13 protein-coding genes are annotated in these 18,342 nt (G+C 58.8%); 12 read left to right on the top strand and 1 reads right to left on the bottom strand.

The features are described 5' to 3' along the window. Positions 1-134: 134 nt before the first annotated feature. From atzF to deoR, 9 genes are all read left to right on the top strand, one after another. Positions 135-1,931 carry an allophanate hydrolase gene (gene atzF / locus AC6I8N_RS03400; protein ID WP_497830047.1) on the top strand — a complete coding sequence of 599 codons (1,797 nt, stop codon included), beginning with the start codon at positions 135-137 and terminating at the stop codon, positions 1,929-1,931. Between the two features lie 2 nt (positions 1,932-1,933). Beyond that, positions 1,934-5,551: an urea carboxylase gene (gene uca / locus AC6I8N_RS03395; RefSeq protein WP_497830046.1), complete on the top strand. Its 3,618-nt coding sequence runs from the start codon at positions 1,934-1,936 to the stop codon at positions 5,549-5,551. 9 nt (positions 5,552-5,560) lie between these two features. Continuing rightward, complete coding sequence (locus tag AC6I8N_RS03390) at positions 5,561-6,262, top strand: GntR family transcriptional regulator (protein WP_021184798.1); 702 nt, start codon at positions 5,561-5,563, stop codon at positions 6,260-6,262. A 30-nt stretch (positions 6,263-6,292) separates the two neighbouring features. Then, a complete protein-coding gene (gene urtA, locus AC6I8N_RS03385) occupies positions 6,293-7,561 on the top strand; it encodes an urea ABC transporter substrate-binding protein (RefSeq protein WP_021184799.1) in 1,269 nt (422 codons plus the stop codon). A 262-nt stretch (positions 7,562-7,823) separates the two neighbouring features. Further along, positions 7,824-9,389, top strand: coding sequence for an urea ABC transporter permease subunit UrtB (urtB, locus tag AC6I8N_RS03380; RefSeq protein WP_021184800.1), 1,566 nt, complete (start codon positions 7,824-7,826; stop codon positions 9,387-9,389). Further along, a complete protein-coding gene (urtC, locus tag AC6I8N_RS03375; RefSeq protein ID WP_497830045.1) occupies positions 9,389-10,465 on the top strand; it encodes an urea ABC transporter permease subunit UrtC in 1,077 nt (358 codons plus the stop codon). Before urtB ends, urtC begins: the two co-directional genes overlap by 1 nt. Then, complete coding sequence (gene urtD / locus AC6I8N_RS03370) at positions 10,458-11,249, top strand: urea ABC transporter ATP-binding protein UrtD (RefSeq protein ID WP_021184802.1); 792 nt, start codon at positions 10,458-10,460, stop codon at positions 11,247-11,249. Before urtC ends, urtD begins: the two co-directional genes overlap by 8 nt. A 1-nt stretch (position 11,250) precedes the next feature. Continuing rightward, on the top strand, positions 11,251-11,949 hold the full coding sequence (urtE, locus tag AC6I8N_RS03365) for an urea ABC transporter ATP-binding subunit UrtE (RefSeq protein ID WP_021184803.1): 699 nt from the start codon (positions 11,251-11,253) through the stop codon (positions 11,947-11,949). Between the two features lie 50 nt (positions 11,950-11,999). Continuing rightward, positions 12,000-12,764: a DNA-binding transcriptional repressor DeoR gene (gene deoR / locus AC6I8N_RS03360; protein ID WP_021184804.1), complete on the top strand. Its 765-nt coding sequence runs from the start codon at positions 12,000-12,002 to the stop codon at positions 12,762-12,764. Here the strand turns inward: deoR and AC6I8N_RS03355 are convergent. Then, positions 12,761-13,708, bottom strand: a complete 948-nt coding sequence (locus AC6I8N_RS03355; protein WP_497830044.1) for a 2-hydroxyacid dehydrogenase — start codon at positions 13,706-13,708, stop codon at positions 12,761-12,763. The genes deoR and AC6I8N_RS03355 overlap by 4 nt on opposite strands. Positions 13,709-13,894: 186 nt before the next feature. Between AC6I8N_RS03355 and ettA the strand changes: the two genes are divergently transcribed. From ettA to AC6I8N_RS03340, 3 genes are all read left to right on the top strand, one after another. Further along, positions 13,895-15,562 carry an energy-dependent translational throttle protein EttA gene (gene ettA, locus AC6I8N_RS03350; protein ID WP_071783592.1) on the top strand — a complete coding sequence of 556 codons (1,668 nt, stop codon included), beginning with the start codon at positions 13,895-13,897 and terminating at the stop codon, positions 15,560-15,562. A gap of 345 nt (positions 15,563-15,907) precedes the next feature. Beyond that, the gene (locus AC6I8N_RS03345) at positions 15,908-17,062 is read left to right on the top strand and encodes a mandelate racemase/muconate lactonizing enzyme family protein (RefSeq protein WP_497830043.1); all 1,155 of its coding nucleotides are present in this window, start codon (positions 15,908-15,910) and stop codon (positions 17,060-17,062) included. Continuing rightward, complete coding sequence (locus tag AC6I8N_RS03340; RefSeq protein ID WP_021185819.1) at positions 17,055-18,341, top strand: MFS transporter; 1,287 nt, start codon at positions 17,055-17,057, stop codon at positions 18,339-18,341. The genes AC6I8N_RS03345 and AC6I8N_RS03340 overlap by 8 nt, the downstream gene beginning before the upstream one ends. The last annotated feature ends 1 nt before the right edge of the window (position 18,342 follow it).

The raw sequence follows: 18,342 nt of genomic DNA, 5'->3' as shown, positions 1-18,342 counted from the left end.
GCGCCGCCATTGTGCACTTATTCATCACAAAAACTTATCGTACTGGAACTAATTTCGCATAATCATTCCGTTACAAATATGGCACGGCCTTTGCTCTGTTGAATTCCATCTTGTATACCAGTTGGAATTCACTCATGGCATCGACTTTTGGCTACACGCTTCAGGATTGGCAACAGCGTTACCAACAGGAACCGCAGCAGATAACCGCCCTGCTGGAAGCACACCTCGCAGCTATCGATAACCAGGATAATGCGTGGTTGTATCTCGCCACCCCGGCACAACTTCAGGCACAAATTGAGCCGCTGTTAGCCAGCTATCTGCGCAACCCGGCGGCACTGCCGTTGTTTGGCGTACCTTTTGCCGTCAAAGACAATATCGATGTCGCGGGCTGGCCGACGACCGCCGCTTGCCCGGCGCTGACTTATACCGCCAGCGCAGATGCCTTTGTCGTCGCCCAACTTAAAGCCGCCGGCGCGGTGGTAATTGGCAAAACCAACCTCGACCAATATGCCACCGGTCTGGTCGGCACCCGTTCCCCTTATGGTGCGGTGCGTAATACCTTTAATGCCGACTACGTCAGCGGCGGCTCCAGTTCCGGCTCGGCGTCGGTACTGGCACGCGGTCTGGTAGGCTTCTCGCTCGGCACCGATACCGCCGGTTCCGGTCGCGTACCGGCTGGCTTCAATAATGTGGTGGGCCTGAAACCGACCAAAGGCTGGTTCTCGGCCAGTGGTTTGCTGCCCGCCTGCCGCCTGAACGACACCATTTCAGTATTTGCCCTGACGGTGGAAGATGCCTTTGCCGTCGCCAACGCCGCTGGCGGTTATGACGCGGCCGATGCCTATTCGCGCAGCAATCCGCATACTGCGCCCGCCAGCATCAAGGCGCACCCCGACTTTGCCATTCCGGCCAACCCGGAATTCTTTGATGACAAGCAAGCAGAAGCCGCCTGGGACAGTGCACTGGAACGCCTGCTCGCCAGCGGTGCTACGCTGCACCCCATCGACTTTACCCCATTCCAGCAACTGGCCGAGCAGCTGTACTACGGCCCGTGGGTAACGGAGCGCACCGTGGCGGTGGGCGAGATGATCAACCGCCCGGAAGAGATGGACCCGGTGGTCTATGGCATCGTGAAAAGCGGTCTGGATTACAGCGCGGTCGATGCCTTCAAAGCCGAATATCTGCGCGCGGAACTGACGCGCCAAATTCAGCAAACGCTGGCGCAGTTCGATGCGCTGGTGGTGCCGACCTCCCCCACCATCCACACCATTGAAGAGATGAAGCAGGAGCCGGTGCGCTACAACTCGCAGTTCGGCACCTACACCAACTTCACCAATCTGGCCGACCTCAGCGCGCTGGCGCTACCGGCACCGTTCCGTGCCGATGGCCTGCCGGCGGGCATCACCCTGATCGCCCCCGCCTGGCATGATCGTGCCCTGGTGGAATTCGGCCTGCGCTGGCAGCAGCAGTTGGCATTGCCGCTCGGTGCCACCGGCAAAGCGCAGCCGACGCAGCATCGCGCCCTGCCGCCTTCCGCCGATCATGTGCGCGTCGCAGTCGTGGGAGCCCACCTCACCGGTATGCCGCTCAACTTCCAACTCACCACCCGCCAGGCGGTGTTGGTGGAGGAAACCACCACCGCCAGCCATTACCGCCTGTTTGCGCTGCTGGATGGGCCGATCAAAAAACCGGGCCTGCTGCGCGATGAACAAGGGGCAGCGATCACCGTCGAGCTGTGGGATATCCCGCTGGCACGCTTTGGCGAGTTTGTGGCGGAAATCCCGCCGCCGCTGGGAATTGGCTCGCTGACGCTGGCCGATGGCCGGGTGGTGAAAGGTTTTATCTGTGAACCGATGGTGCTGAAACAGGCACTGGAGATCACCGAATTTGGCGGCTGGCGCAACTGGCTGACATCCCTGGGGAGTAAATAATCATGTTCAGTACCGTTCTGATTGCTAACCGTGGCGAAATTGCCTGCCGCGCTATCCGCACCCTGAAACGTCTTGGCGTGAAAAGTGTGGCGGTATATTCCGACGCTGACCGCAACGCTCGCCATGTGAAAGAGGCTGATGTGGCGATTGCCCTTGGCGGCGACAAAGCCAGCGACAGCTACCTGAGAATCGACAAAATCCTTGCTGCCGCTAAAGAAACCGGCGCAGAAGCCATCTGGCCGGGCTACGGTTTCCTTTCTGAGAGCCTGCCGTTTGCCGCCGCCTGCGAAGAAGCCGGTATCGCCTTTGTTGGCCCAACCGCGCAGCAGATTGGCGAGTTTGGCCTCAAGCACCGCGCCCGTGAACTGGCAGCCAGTGCTGGCGTGCCGATGACGCCGGGCACCGCGTTGCTGACCTCGCTGGAAGAAGCCCTGAGCGCTGCCGATCGCATCGGTTATCCGGTGATGCTGAAAAGCACCGCCGGTGGTGGTGGTATCGGCCTGACGCGTTGCGCCGACGCCGATGCGCTGGGCAACGCCTGGGAGAGCGTGCGTCGTCTCGGCGAACAATTTTTCAGTGACGCAGGCGTGTTTCTTGAGCGCTGCATCGATCGCGCCCGCCATGTTGAAGTACAGATTTTTGGCGACGGCAGCGGCAAAGTGATTGCTCTGGGCGAACGCGACTGCTCGCTGCAACGTCGTAATCAGAAAGTGGTGGAAGAAACTCCAGCGCCAAACCTACCGCAGGCCACGCGTGAAGCGCTGCTGGCCTCAGCGGTGCGTCTCGGCGAGCTGGTCAGCTACCGTAGCGCAGGCACTGTGGAATATATCTACGACGCCGAACAGGACGCGTTCTATTTCCTCGAAGTCAACACCCGCCTCCAGGTCGAACATCCGGTCACCGAGTGCGTCACCGGTCTTGATCTGGTGGAGTGCATGTTGCAAGTGGCGGCGGGCGACAGCCTCGACTGGGCGCGAATGCAGCAGGCACCGCAAGGCGCATCCATTGAAGTGCGCCTGTACGCGGAAGATCCGCTGAAAAACTTCCAGCCCAGCCCTGGCGTGCTGACCGGCGTCAGCTTCCCGGACGATGTGCGCGTTGATGGCTGGATCGATACCGGCACCGAAGTCTCCGCGTATTACGATCCGATGGTTGCCAAGCTGATCGTCCATGCCGACACCCGTGATGCCGCGCTGGCGAAAATGCAGCAGGCGCTGGGGGCCACCCAACTGCACGGTATCGCCAGCAACCTGGATTATCTGCGTCAGATCGTTGCCACCGAGGCGTTCCGCAGCGGCAAGGTCTGGACACGTTACCTCGACAGCTTCACCCCGGCGGCCAGCGTGATTGAAGTGCTGCAACCCGGCACCTTCAGCAGCATTCAGGATTTTCCGGGTCGCCTCGGCTATTGGGATATTGGCGTGCCGCCATCTGGCCCGATGGATGATTTTGCCTTCCGTCTTGCCAACCGCATTGTTGGTAACCACGAAGCCGCTGCCGGTCTGGAATTCACCCTGCAAGGCCCGACGCTGCGTTTTCACAGCGACGCGCTGATTGCCCTGACCGGTGCCGATTGCCCGGCCGATCTCGACGGTGAGCCGGTTAGCTACTGGCAACCGGTCAAGGTCACGGCAGGACAGACACTGACACTGGGCCGCGCCCACAGCGGTTGTCGCACTTATCTTGCCGTGCGTAACGGTTTTGATGTGCCGGAGTATCTCGGCAGCCGTTCAACCTTCTCACTCGGCCAGTTTGGCGGCCATGCCGGACGTACGCTACGCGTCGCCGATATGCTGCCGATCTCCCAACCTCTGCTTGCGGCCTGCACCACGCCTGCGCCAGTCAGCGAACCCCAGGCGCTCGATCACGCACTGGTGCCGCACTACGGCAGCGAATGGCGTATCGGCGTACTCTACGGACCGCACGGCGCACCGGATTTCTTCACCCAGGCCGCTATCGATGAATTCTTCGCCAGCGACTGGCAGGTCCATTACAACTCCAACCGTCTTGGTGTGCGTCTGGTAGGTCCGAAACCGAGCTGGACGCGTGCCAACGGTGGCGAAGCCGGGTTGCATCCTTCCAACGTGCACGACTGTGAATATGCCATCGGCGCGGTGAACTTCACCGGTGACTTCCCGGTGATCCTTACCCATGACGGCCCAAGCCTCGGCGGCTTCGTCTGCCCGGTCACCATCGCCAAAGCCGAGCTGTGGAAAGTTGGTCAGGTGAAGCCGGGTGATCGTATCCGATTCCACCCGATCAGCGCCGACGAAGCGGTGGCGCTGGAGAAAGCCCAGGCCCATAGCGTCGCGACCCTGCGTTCTGCCCATGCACCTGCGTTTGACGTACCGTCACTGGCGGCCAGCGACATCGGCTCGGCGACGCTGCTGGCGGCATTACCCGCCACCACCAGCACCCCGGCAGTGGTATATCGCCAGGCCGGTGATAAATACGTGCTGATTGAGTACGGCGACAACGTGCTGGATCTGGCGCTGCGCCTGCGCGTGCATCTGTTGATGCAAGCACTGCGGGATCGCGCCGTGCCTGGTGTGGAAGAGTTGTCACCCGGCGTGCGTTCGTTGCAGGTGCGCTACGACAGCCTGATCCTCAGCCAGCCGCAGCTGATGGCGCTGCTGCTGGAACTGGAAGCCGGACTGGGTGATGTCAGCCAGTTGAAAGTGCCGTCGCGCATTGTCTGGATGCCGATGGCATTTGAAGACAGCGCCACGCTGGGCGCGGTGGAACGCTACAAAGAAACCGTGCGCGCCACTGCCCCGTGGCTGCCGAACAACGTCGACTTTATTCAGCGTATTAATGGCCTGGAGAGCCGTGAAGCGGTGCGCGATACCATTTTCGATGCCAGCTACCTGATCCTCGGTCTGGGCGATGTCTATCTCGGCGCGCCCTGCGCGGTGCCGGTCGATCCGCGTCATCGCCTGCTGAGTTCCAAATATAGCCCGGCGCGTACCTTCACCGCTGAAGGCACCGTAGGCATTGGCGGCATGTACATGTGTATCTACGGCATGGACTCCCCCGGTGGCTACCAGTTGGTCGGCCGCACGCTGCCCATCTGGAACAAATTCCTGAAAAACGATCAGTTCGCGGCCGACGAACCCTGGCTGCTGCACTTCTTCGATCAGGTGCGTTTCTACCCGGTAAGCGAAGCAGAACTGACACAGTTACGCGACGACTTCCGCGAAGGTCGCGCACGTATCCGCATCGAGGAGACGCTGTTCGACTTCGCCGCCCATCGGCAATTCCTGGTTGAGCACGCCGACTCGATCGCTGAGTTCCGTGCCCGCCAGGCCGCCGCCTTTGAACAGGAAGTGACGCTGTGGGCGCAGGAGGAGCAGAACGCACCACTGACCAGTGACGAGACACTGGTGGTGGCGGAAGAGGACGACTCCGCACTGGCGGTGAGCGCCGATATGAACGGCAACATCTGGAAAGTGCTGGTGCAGCCGGGTGATGAAGTGGCCGCCGGTCAGACGCTGATCATCGTCGAGGCGATGAAAATGGAGCTGGCTATTGTCGCACCCGAGGCGGGTCGCGTGAAACGTATCGCCTGCCAGGCGGGGCGTCCGGTGAGTCCGGGCGACACCCTGCTGTGGCTGGAATAAGGAATGCCCATGAGTACCAGCCCGCAACGCAGCAAAGGCCGTCCGGAAGCGCTGGCAGAGAAAGTCTACCAGGCGCTGAAGAACGATATTTTCGAGTTTCGCCTGATGCCCGGCGACCGCTTTAGCGAAAGCGAAATCGCCGAACGGATGGAGGTCAGCCGCACGCCGGTGCGTCAGGCGCTTTTCTGGCTGGAGCGGGAAGGTTATGTCGAGGTGTGGTTCCGCAGCGGCTGGCAGGTTAAGCCGTTCAACTTTGAATACTTCGAGGAGCTATACGATTTCCGCACCGTGCTGGAACGCGAAGCGGTGCGCCGTCTCTGCTCGCTGCCGCCGTTGCAGTGCGCGGAAACCCTGACCGAGCTGAAAATTTTCTGGATCGATAACCCGCGTCTGGAAGATGGCAAAACCGTGTCACTGCACGACGAAGCCTTTCATATGGCGCTGGTCAGCGCCACTGGCAACCGGGAAATGGCCCGTGTGCACGCCGAACTGACCGAAAAAATTCGCATCATCCGTCGTCTCGACTTCACGCGCGACGACCGGGTCGATGCCACGTACCGCGAGCACGCTCAGATTTTACGGGCGATATTTCAGCAACATACCGAGGAGGCACAGCGCATTCTGACCGACCATATCGCCGTCAGCAAAGCAGAGGTCAGAAAAATCACTTTACACATGTTACAGCAGGCCAGGCTTCAACCCATTGAATAACAACACATTACACATTTAGGGGTTTAAACGATGAAAAGACGTTCGTTGCTTAAGGCTTTCGCTCTCTCCGCTACCGTTGTCAGCATGGGCTTTGCCTTTGGTGCCCAGGCTGCCGATACCATCAAAGTGGGGATTATGCACTCACTCTCCGGCACCATGGCCATTTCGGAGACACCGCTGAAAGATGTTGCGCTGATGACCATTGATGAAATTAACGCCAAAGGTGGCGTGCTGGGCAAAAAGCTGGAACCGGTGGTAGTTGACCCGGCCTCCAACTGGCCGCTGTTTGCCGAGAAAGCCCGTCAGCTGCTGACGCAGGACAAAGTCGCGGTGGTGTTTGGCTGCTGGACCTCGGTATCGCGTAAATCGGTGCTGCCGGTGTTTGAAGAGTTGAACGGCCTGCTGTTCTATCCGGTGCAATACGAAGGGGAAGAGATGTCGCCGAACGTGTTCTACACCGGTGCGGCACCGAACCAACAGGCGATTCCGGCGGTGGAATATCTGATGAGCGAAGACGGCGGCAGCGCTAAACGCTTCTTCCTGCTGGGCACCGACTACGTCTACCCGCGCACCACCAACAAGATCCTGCGCGCCTTCCTGCATTCGAAAGGGGTACAGGACAAAGATATCCAGGAAGTGTATACGCCGTTTGGTTACAGTGATTACCAGACCATCGTCTCCAACATTAAGAAATTCTCTGCGGGTGGCAAAACTGCGGTGATCTCCACCATCAACGGCGACTCCAACGTGCCGTTCTACAAAGAGCTGGCAAACCAGGGCATCAAAGCCACCGATATTCCGGTGATCGCCTTCTCGGTGGGCGAGGAAGAACTGCGCGGTATCGATACCAAACCGCTGGTGGGCCAGTTAGCGGCGTGGAACTACTTTGAGTCAGTCGATAACCCGACCAACGCGAAGTTTGTCGCCGATTACAAAGCCTATGCCAAAGCACATAACCTGCCGAACGCCAACACCGTGGTGACCAACGACCCGATGGAAGCGACCTATGTCGGCATCCATATGTGGGCGCAGGCGGTAGAGAAAGCCGGTACTACCGATGTGGATAAAGTACGTGCCGCGATGGCCGGACAAACCTTTAAAGCGCCGGACGGTTTCACCCTGACCATGGACAAAACCAACCACCATCTGCATAAGCCGGTGATGATCGGTGAAGTCGAAGAGAACGGTCAGTTCAACGTGGTGTGGCAGACCGACAAACCGGTTCGCGCCCAGCCGTGGAGCCCGTATATCGCCGGTAACGATAAGAAGCCTGATTATCCGGTGAAATCAACGCAGTAAGGTGCGGCCTGTGCCCTCACCCTAACCCTCTCCCGCAAGCGGGAGAGGGGACAGATCGAGTTCACAAACCTCCCTCTCCCTTATGGGAGAGAGGACAGATCGAGCAAGCGTTTGCATGTAGCACACCTCCCTCTCCCTTATGGGAGAGAGGACAGATCGAGCAAGCGTTTACATGTAGCACACCTCCCTCTCCCTTATGGGAGAGGGCCGGGGTGAGGGTAACAGCACGCACCTCACCCACCCCAACCACAGGGCCAGAACCATGACAATTCGCCGCTATCTCTGCTGTCTGCTGTTGCTCCTGCCCTGGCTGGCCCAGGCGGGCGATGGCGCAGATTTCGCTGCCGCCAGTCGTACGCAGCAGGCCACGCTGCTCCAGCAATGGGCCGCCGCGCCACAGGCCAGTCGCCTGCCGCTGCTGGAGGCACTGCGCAATGAAACCGTGGTCATTGATGAACACAAACAACCGTTCAGTAAACAGGACGATAAATTCCAGCCGCTCGACAGCGCGCAACAGCCGAGTGGCGAAACCAAAAAACTCTTTATGAACAACCGGCTGCGCGTGTTGATCGCCAGTGCGCTCGCCGCACATCAGCTGGTCAGTGCCGACCCCGCCATTCGCCTGCGCGCCGCGCAGCAACTGCAAAACGACGGCGCTGCCGACCAATTACCGCTGATTGAACAACGTCTCGCCAGCGAAAAAGACAGCAAGGTGCACGCCACCCTGGCGATGGCTGCCGCCAACCTGCAACTCACCAGCCCCGATGCGCAGGTACGCCTGAAAGCGGTAAAACTGTTGGGAGAATCCAGCGATCCTAATATGCAGGCCAGCCTGCAACAGCTGACGCAAGCGGCGAACGAACCCGATGCGCAGGTACGGGCCGCCGCCAGCGATAGCCTGCAACAAATCAAGCATCGCCTGATGTGGGGCGACCTGCTCGGCCAGGCCTTCACCGGCCTGTCGCTCGGTTCGATCCTGCTGCTGGCGGCGCTCGGCCTGGCGATCACCTATGGTCTGCTCGGCGTGATCAATATGGCGCACGGTGAAATGCTGATGCTGGGTGCTTACGCCACCTGGCTGGTGCAAAGCCTGTTTCAGCAGTTCGCGCCGCAATGGCTGGCGTGGTATCCGCTGCTGGCGCTGCCAGTCGCCTTCCTGGTCACCGCTGTGATGGGGATGGTGCTGGAACGTACCATTATCCGTCATCTGTACGGTCGCCCGCTGGAAACCCTGCTCGCCACCTGGGGCATCAGCCTGATGTTGATTCAACTGGTGCGGATGCTGTTCGGCGCGCAGAACCTGGAAGTCGCCAACCCGGACTGGCTCTCCGGCGGGATGCAGCTGCTGCCAAACCTGGTGCTGCCGTATAACCGTATCGCGGTCATCGTGTTCGTGTTCGCCGTGCTGGGTTTGACCTGGCTGCTGCTGAACAAAACCCGCCTCGGCCTCAGCGTGCGTGCCGTGACGCAAAACCGGGCGATGGCAGATTGCTGCGGCGTTCCTACCGGGCGCATCGATATGCTGGCGTTTGGCCTGGGTTCCGGTATCGCCGGGCTGGGCGGCGTGGCGTTGTCGCAACTGGGTAACGTCGGCCCTGAACTCGGTCAGGGTTACATTATCGACTCCTTCCTCGTGGTGGTGCTGGGTGGCGTCGGCCAGTTGGCAGGCACCGTGGTGGCCGCATTCGGGCTGGGCATTCTCAACAAGGTGCTGGAACCGCAGATTGGTGCGGTGCTCGGTAAGATCCTGATTCTGGTGTTGATCGTTCTGTTTATTCAGAAACGTCCCCAGGGCCTGTTTGCCTTTAAAGGGAGGGTGATTGACTGATGAGCCAGCCACTGACCTTAACCGCCGCGCGCAAAGCGCCGCGTCTGACCCTCAGCCTGGGCGTGCTTATCGCGCTGCTGCTGTTGATCATGCCGTTCTTTGCGCTGCTGCCCGCCAGCCATCCGCTGGCGCTCTCGACCTATACGCTGACGCTGGTCGGCAAGATCCTCTGCTATGCCATTGTCGCGGTGGCACTTGACCTGGTGTGGGGTTATGCCGGGCTGCTGTCGCTCGGCCACGGCCTGTTTTTCGCCCTCGGCGGTTATGCGATGGGGATGTATTTGATGCGTCAGGCGTCCGGCGATGGCCTGCCTGCGTTTATGTCGTTCCTGTCGTGGAATGAATTGCCGTGGTTCTGGGCCGGGACACAACACTTCGCCTGGGCACTATGCCTGATCGTGCTGGTGCCAGGCCTGTTGGCGCTGGTGTTCGGTTTCTTCGCCTTCCGCTCGAAGATCAAAGGTGTCTATTTCTCGATCATGACGCAGGCGCTGACCTACGCAGGCATGCTGCTGTTTTTCCGCAACGAAACAGGCTTTGGCGGCAACAACGGCTTCACCGGCTTCACCACCCTGCTCGGCTTTAACGTCACCGCCACCGGTACGCGCATCGGATTGTTTGTCGCCACCGTGTTGTTGTTGCTGATCAGCATCGGCGTCGGTTTTGCCCTGGCGCGCAGCAAGTTTGGTCGGGTGCTGACGGCGGTGCGCGATGCAGAAAACCGCCTGATGTTCATCGGCTACGATCCGCGTGGTTTTAAGTTGTTCGTCTGGACCCTCTCCGCCGTGCTGTGTGGGCTGGCGGGTGCGCTCTACGTCCCGCAGGTCGGCATCATCAACCCAAGCGAAATGTCCCCCACCAACTCCATCGAAGCCGCTATCTGGGTGGCGCTGGGTGGGCGTGGCACCCTGATTGGTCCCTTGCTCGGCGCGGCGATTGTCAACGGCGCGAAAAGCTGGTTCACCGTCGCCTTCCCGGAGTACTGGCTGTTCTTCCTGGGACTGATGTTTATCCTCGTTACGCTGTTCCTGCCGCGTGGCGTGATTGGCCTGCTGCGCCGGAGGAAAGATGACTGAACAACTGTTTACCCAACCGCATCCGGCGGATCGCCATCGCGATCAACGTGATCCGGTGCTGCTGCTGGAAAATATTAACGTGTCGTTTGACGGTTTTCGTGCGCTGACCGACCTGTCGTTACAGATCGGCGTTGGCGAATTGCGTTGCGTCATCGGCCCTAACGGCGCGGGTAAAACCACGCTGATGGATGTGATCACCGGTAAAACACGACCTGATAATGGACGAGTGATTTACGATCAGGACACCGACCTGACCGCCCTGTCTCCGGTGGAGATCGCCCGCGCCGGGATTGGCCGTAAATTTCAGAAGCCGACAGTATTTGAAGCGCTGACGGTGTTCGAAAATCTCGAGATCGCCCTAAAAAATGACAAATCGGTGTGGGCCAGCCTGCGCGCCCGTCTCAACGGTGAGCAGCAGGATCGCATCGACGAGGTGCTGAAGTTGCTGCGTTTGGGCGGCGAACGTCAGCGCAAAGCCGGTCTGCTGTCACACGGACAAAAACAGTTTCTGGAGATTGGCATGTTGCTGGTGCAGGACCCGCACCTGTTGTTGCTGGATGAACCGGCAGCGGGCATGACCGATGCGGAAACCGAGTACACCGCAGAATTGTTCCGCAGCCTCGCCGGTCAGCATTCGTTGATGGTGGTGGAACACGATATGGGGTTTGTCGAAACCATTGCCGACCATGTGACGGTACTGCATCAGGGCCAGGTGCTGGCCGAGGGATCGTTGCGCGAAGTACAGGCCGACGATCGGGTAATCGACGTTTATCTGGGGCGCTGAGATGTTACAGGTATCGGATCTGAATCAATATTATGGCGGCAGCCACATTCTGCGCGGCTTGTCGTTTGAAACCAAACCCGGCGAAATCACCTGCCTGCTGGGACGTAACGGCGTAGGCAAAACCACGCTGCTGAAGTGCCTGATGGGATTGATACCAGCTAAGTCCGGCGAGATCCGCTGGCAAGATAAGGTGATCAACCAGCGCAAACCGCATCAGCGGGTGCAATCTGGCATCGCCTACGTTCCCCAGGGACGGGAAATTTTCCCGCGTCTGACGGTAGAAGAAAATCTGTTAATGGGACTGGCGCGCTTCTCAGGTGCACAGGCCAAAGCAGTGCCGGAGGAGATTTATCAATTGTTCCCGGTACTGAAGGAGATGAAAGCACGACGCGGCGGCGATCTTTCCGGAGGACAGCAGCAACAATTGGCGATTGGCCGCGCCCTCGCCGCCAAACCACAACTGCTGATCCTTGATGAACCCACCGAAGGGATCCAGCCGTCGGTGATCAAAGAGATCGGCGCGGTGATCCGTCAGTTGGCACAACGCGGTGATATGGCGATCCTGCTGGTGGAGCAATTTTACGACTTCGCCGCTGAGCTGGCCGACAACTACCTCGTCATGTCACGCGGTGAAATCGTCCAGCGTGGCCGTGGGGAAACAATGGAAGCGGATGGGGTGCGTGGACTGGTGGCGATCTGAGGTGATTTCTGGTTAACATGGCGCATGTTTTTTCCAGGAAAAACCGAGAGATGGAAACCCGCCGCTTTGATCGTATCACCCGCCTGGCGCTGGCGCTGAAACGCACCGATAAACTGCATCTGAAGGAAGCGGCACAGCTGCTGGGCGTGTCCGAGATGACCATCCGCCGCGATCTGACCGAACCGGCAAACGGCGTGGTGCTGCTGGGCGGCTACATCATGCGCGATCCGCGTCAGAACATCGCGCATTACTTTGTCAGCGACCAGCAAAATCTCAACGTCAGCAAAAAACAGCAGCTGGCGCAGCATGCGGCGGCCCTGATTGAGGCCAACGACACGGTTTTTTTTGACTGTGGCACCACGCTGCCGCTGGTGATTGATGCCATTGATGACGAGCTGCCATTCACCGCCATTTGCAGCGCCATCAATACCTTTCTGGCGTTGAAAGAGAAGCCTAACTGCCGGGTGATTTTATCGGGTGGGGAGTTTCATGCCGACAACGCGGTATTCACGCCACTGGAACAAGTGACGGTACTGGACGCGCTTTGTCCGACCAAGGCCTTTATCTCTGCCGCCGGAATGGATGTACGTCAGGGTGCCACCTGCTACAACCTGAATGAGTTACCGATTAAACATCTGGCGTTGCAACGGGCGCAGACATGTATCGTGGTGGGCGACAGCAGCAAATATGGCAAGGTGCTGCCCGCCCGGATCGGCGATTTCTCGTTATTCGATATTCTGCTGAGCGACAGCCCGCCGCCACCTGCGTTGTTGAAGGTGATGCAGGTGGCCGGGGTTAAGCTGTGCTGCGGTTAGGCCCAGCGATCAATCACCGCCTCGCCGTCACGCAGACGGCGCAGGTTATCGCACACGCCTTTGATATTCCCTGCCAGCGAGATATCGGTGACGCCGCCAATATGCGGTGTGGCAATCACGTTATGCTGAAACACCGCATCGTTGGGATCAGGCGGCTCCTGCCAGAACACATCTAAACCGGCACCGGCCAGCGTTTGATTCTCAAGCGCGGACAGAAACGCCGCTTTGTCGATCAGCCCGCCACGCCCAAGGTTTACCAGGAAAGCGGTGGACTTCATCTGCGCCAGTGCCACCGCATCAATAATCTGATGGGTTTCCGCGCTGTGCGGCAGACTTAACACCACAAAATCAGACTCGGCCAACAGTTGCGGCAACTGGCTGATACTGCCTACCCAGTCAAGCTGATGCTCACGGGCAAAGGCTTCATCCGCTTCCCGTTTCACACCAATCATCCGCATACCAAAAGGCGCGAGGCGTTTTGCCAGCGCTTTACCGATACCGCCCAACCCGACCAGGCCGACGGTTTTGCCCATCAACCCCATGCCGATCGGCTGTCCGAGCAACTGCTGCGCCAGGCATTGCGCGATTTCCTGCTGACGGCGCGCCAGGCCGATCATCATCCAGATACCCAGCTCTGCGACAGAATCGGCGTTGCCGGAGTGATCAGAGGGGACATTTGCCACCATGATGCCGGCCTTCTTTGCCGCAGCGATATCAACGCCTTCCAGCCCGACGCCTGCCTGCTGAATCAGCTTCAGGCGATCAGCCGTCGCCAGTAGCCGCGCATCGACCCGGCACATACCGGGCACCAATGCATCAAACCCGGCGAGGCTCTCAGCTGCATGACCCGCTGACGCAACAAACTCCACATCGGGTAACATCTGACGAATCGACGGGATTAAACCGCCCCAGGCCTGTTCATCCGCTGCAATCAGCACTCTCATCGCACCTCCTCCCGTTTTAAGGCAAAAAGCCAGCATAGTCCGATGGCTGAGTGAGAATCAAACAGTTATCCGTTTATCGCGCCAGCTCCAGAAGTTTCCCCGCTGTGTCGCTGTGATTGGACCGGGAAAACGGCTAAACTTCAGCATCTGACGTCCACCTCCACAGACCAAGAGGCTCATTACAACGTGGCTCAATTCGTCTATAGCATGCATCGCGTCGGCAAAGTGGTTCCGCCGAAGCGTCATATTCTGAAGAATATCTCCCTCAGCTTTTTCCCTGGAGCCAAAATTGGTGTCCTCGGCCTGAACGGTGCGGGTAAATCAACCCTGCTGCGTATCATGGCGGGTATCGATAAAGATATCGAAGGGGAAGCCCGCCCACAGCCGGGTATCAAAGTCGGCTATCTGCCGCAGGAACCGCAACTCAACCCGGAACACACCGTGCGTGAATCCGTAGAAGAAGCGGTCTCTGAAGTGGTCGGTGCGCTGAAGCGCCTCGACGAAGTTTATGCGCTGTACGCTGACCCGGATGCCGATTTCGACAAACTGGCCGCTGAGCAGGGCCGTCTGGAAGAAGTGATCCAGGCCCATGATGGTCACAACCTGGAAACCCAGCTGAACCGTGCGGCGGATGCCATGCGTCTGCCAGAGTGGGATGCCAAAATCGCTAACCTGTCCGGTGGTGAACGCCGCCGCGTTGCGCTGTGCCGTCTGCTGCTGGAAAAGCCAGACATGCTGCTGCTCGACGAACCCACCAACCACCTGGATGCAGAATCCGTGGCCTGGCTGGAGCGTTTCCTGCACGACTTCGAAGGTACTGTCGTGGCGATCACCCACGACCGCTACTTCCTCGATAACGTGGCGGGCTGGATTCTGGAACTGGACCGTGGCGAGGGTATTCCGTGGGAAGGTAACTACTCTTCCTGGCTGGAGCAGAAAGATCAGCGTCTGGCGCAGGAAGCCTCTGCCGAAGCGGCACGTCGCAAGTCCATTGAGAAAGAATTGGAATGGGTGCGTCAGGGCGCGAAAGGCCGTCAGTCGAAGGGCAAAGCCCGTCTGGCTCGCTTCGAAGAACTGAACAGCACCGAATACCAGAAACGTAACGAAACTAACGAACTGTTTATTCCGCCAGGCGCACGCCTCGGTGACAAAGTGTTGGAAGTCGCTAACCTGCGTAAGTCCTACGGCGATCGCGTGCTGATTGACGATCTCTCCTTCTCGCTGCCGAAAGGCGCGATTGTCGGGATTATCGGACCGAACGGCGCGGGTAAATCTACCCTGTTCCGTATGATGTCCGGTCAGGAGCAGCCGGACTCAGGCACCATCGAGCTGGGCGAAACCGTGAAACTGGCGTCCGTCGATCAGTTCCGTGATGCGATGGATAACAGCAAAACCGTGTGGGAAGAAGTTTCCGGCGGTCAGGACATCATGCGTATCGGCAACACCGAAATGCCAAGCCGCGCTTACGTTGGTCGCTTTAACTTCAAAGGCACCGACCAGGGCAAACGCGTGGGCGAACTGTCTGGTGGTGAGCGTGGTCGTCTGCACCTGGCGAAACTGTTGCAGGTTGGCGGCAACCTGTTGCTGCTCGATGAACCGACCAACGACCTCGACATCGAAACCCTGCGCGCCCTGGAAAACGCCCTGTTGGAATTCCCTGGCTGTGCGATGGTTATCTCGCATGACCGTTGGTTCCTTGACCGTATCGCTACCCACATCATCGATTACCAGGATGAGGGTAAAGTGGAGTTCTTTGAAGGTAACTTCACCGAATACGAAGAGTACAAAAAACGCACCCTCGGCGCAGAAGCGCTGGAGCCGAAGCGTATCAAGTACAAGCGTATGGCGAAGTAATTGCGCTAACGCGATAATAAAAGGCGCCTTAACCGGCGCCTTTTTTTGCGTGATAAATCCTGAAACGGATCGCGCGATAAATCGCGCCGCTACAGATATTTGCCCAACCCGTAGCGGCACGATTTATCGTGCAGTGATGATATTTCCATCATATTTGTGATCCCCTGCACCACGCGCCGTTAATCAGCACAAAAACCCGCCTGAATCCGCTTTCACTCCTGGGCTGTTGCCCGATGTTCCCGTTTGGCCTGCTTTTTATACTCGCTATTGACCCGATGTATCCCTATCCGTCCCGGCATTTTTCATAACTACTCACGCCGGGCGCACCCTTTTGAGGTCTATGGCATGAAGATATCTACGATTGAAGTGATGCGCATCGCGATCCCCTTTGATGCTCATCGACGTCCACCAGCGGAGCAAGAAACCACGTTTAACGCGGCCTCGCCGTCGTTGAGCCGGATGGAAACCCTGCTGGTGAAAGTCACCAGCGACAACGGACTGGTGGGTTGGGGAGAAGCCTTCGGGCATCTGGCTAACCCGGTCACGGAGCAGGCACTGTGCAGCCTGGTCGCCCCCTTTTTCCTGCAACAGCCACTCCCCGACAGTGAACCGGCAATCGCGTCATTAATGCAGAACGCCGAGCAGGCTCTGCATGCGTTTGGCCGCAGTGGCCCGGTGCGCTACGCCCTTTCCGCTCTTGATATCGCCTTGTGGGATTTGCTCGGTCAGCAGCGCCAGCAACCGCTGTGGCAACTATTGGGAGCAACGCGTCATCAGATCGAGCGCTATGCCAGCCTGGTAAGCTACGCCAATGATCCCGAAGAAGTCGCCACCCAGGTGCAGCGCGCTTATCAGCAGGGATTCCGCACCATGAAGCTGCATGAAACAGCCAGCCCCGCTATCGCTGCTGCCCGTGCTGCACTGCCTGCTGACGCGCAGTTAATGGTGGACGTTAACTGTCCGTGGACGCGTGCAGAGGCGAGCCAGCACGCTTATGAACTGCGTGCGCTGGAGCTGGGCTGGCTGGAGGAGCCGATCTGGCCACCGGATGATTTTGACGGTCTGGCGCAGTTGCGTCGTGTCGGTGTACCGCTGGCCGCCGGTGAAAACGTCGATGGTGATTTCGGTTTCGTCAATCTGCTGGAAAGTGGCGCGGTCGATGTGGTGCAACCCAGCGTCACCAAAGTCGGCGGTATCACCGCCGCTCTGCATGTCTTCGACCTGGCGCAGCAATATCGCGTACGCGTGGTGCCGCACTGCTTCTATTACGGCGCAGGGATGCTGGCTACCGCTCATCTGGTCGCGTTGCTGCCAGACAGCGTCAAAATGGAGATCCCGTGGATCGACTTCGCCGTCGATCTTTACCCCGATCTGCCCCACGACGTGCACTTTACCCTGAGCGATCGTCCTGGCCTCGGTTATCAGCCCGACGAGCAGGTGCTACGCGAGTATCGGATAACCCATCAACGGGTGGATCAACAGGGAGTGCATCATGTTTAAAAATTATCGTGTGGTCATTGCCCTGCTGCTGTTCTGCGCCGGGATGCTCAACTATCTCGATCGCGCCGCACTGTCGGTCATGGCGCCACTGGTGAAAAAAGATCTCGGCATTGATGATGCACAGATGGGCATCCTGTTTAGCTGCTTCTTTATTGGTTATTGCCTGTTTTGTTTTCTTGGCGGCTGGGGGGCTGACCGCTTTGGCCCACGTCGTGTCTATGCCTGGGCGGCTTCGATCTGGTCGCTGTTTTGCGGTGCCACCGCGCTGGTCACCGGCTTCGGTCATCTGTTGATTGTGCGTATGCTGTTTGGTATCGGCGAGGGGCCGATGGGTACCACCACCAACAAATCGATTGCTAACTGGTTCCCGCGTCAGGAAGTTGGCCGGGCAGTCGGTTTTACCAATGCCGGACAGCCGCTGGGTGCAGCCATTGCCGCACCGATTGTTGGTCTGGTTGGGCTGAATTTTGGCTGGCGTATTGCTTTCATCGTGATTGCCGCGCTGGGCTTTATCTGGGTCGCCAGTTGGCTGCTGCTGTTCCGTGATAAGCCAGAGCAGCATCCGCGCGTCAGCCGCGAGGAAAGTCAGCTGATTATGCAGCAACGTCCGGCCAGCCAGAGCGCCAGCACCCCGCAGCAGGATCAGCACTCGCTGTGGCGCTACGTCTTCTCACTGCCGGTGTTAGGCGTCGCCAGCGCCTTCTTCTGCTTCAACTACATCCAGTATTTCTTCCTCTCCTGGCTACCGAGTTACCTGACCGACTTCCAGCATCTGGATATCAAAAGCATGAGCATCATCGGTATTCTGCCGTGGCTCGGTGCCACCGTTGGTTTTCTCGGTGGTGGCGTGGTGTGCGACATGCTGTTTCGCCGCACGCAGAACTTCCTGTTGTCTCGTAAGCTGGTGATTTTTGTCGGACTGGCCGTCGCCGCGTTATGTGTACTGCTGACTGCCTGGAGCCAGAGCCTGGCTGCGGCCGTCACCCTGATTACCCTGGCGAGCGTGTTTGCTTATATGACGCCGCAAGCCTGTTGGTCATTGTTGCAGGATATCGTTCCGGCAGGACGAATTGGTACGGCAGGCGGGTTTGTTCACCTGCTGGCGAATCTGGCGGGCATTCTGTCACCGGGGATTACTGGCTTCCTTATCCAGTACGGCGGCGGCTATCACACCGCCTTTGTGTTGGCGAGCGTACTGGCTTTGACGGGAATGCTATTGCTGGCGCTGCTGGTACGGCAAAAAGGGGTTAATACGCTGCGCGCACTGGCGTCGCATTAAG

The organism is Pantoea sp. X-Soil-TKNS-1279, assembly GCF_059730565.1.
Note: the sequence above shows the minus strand (reverse complement) of the source record. Positions and strands in the feature narration are given on the sequence as shown.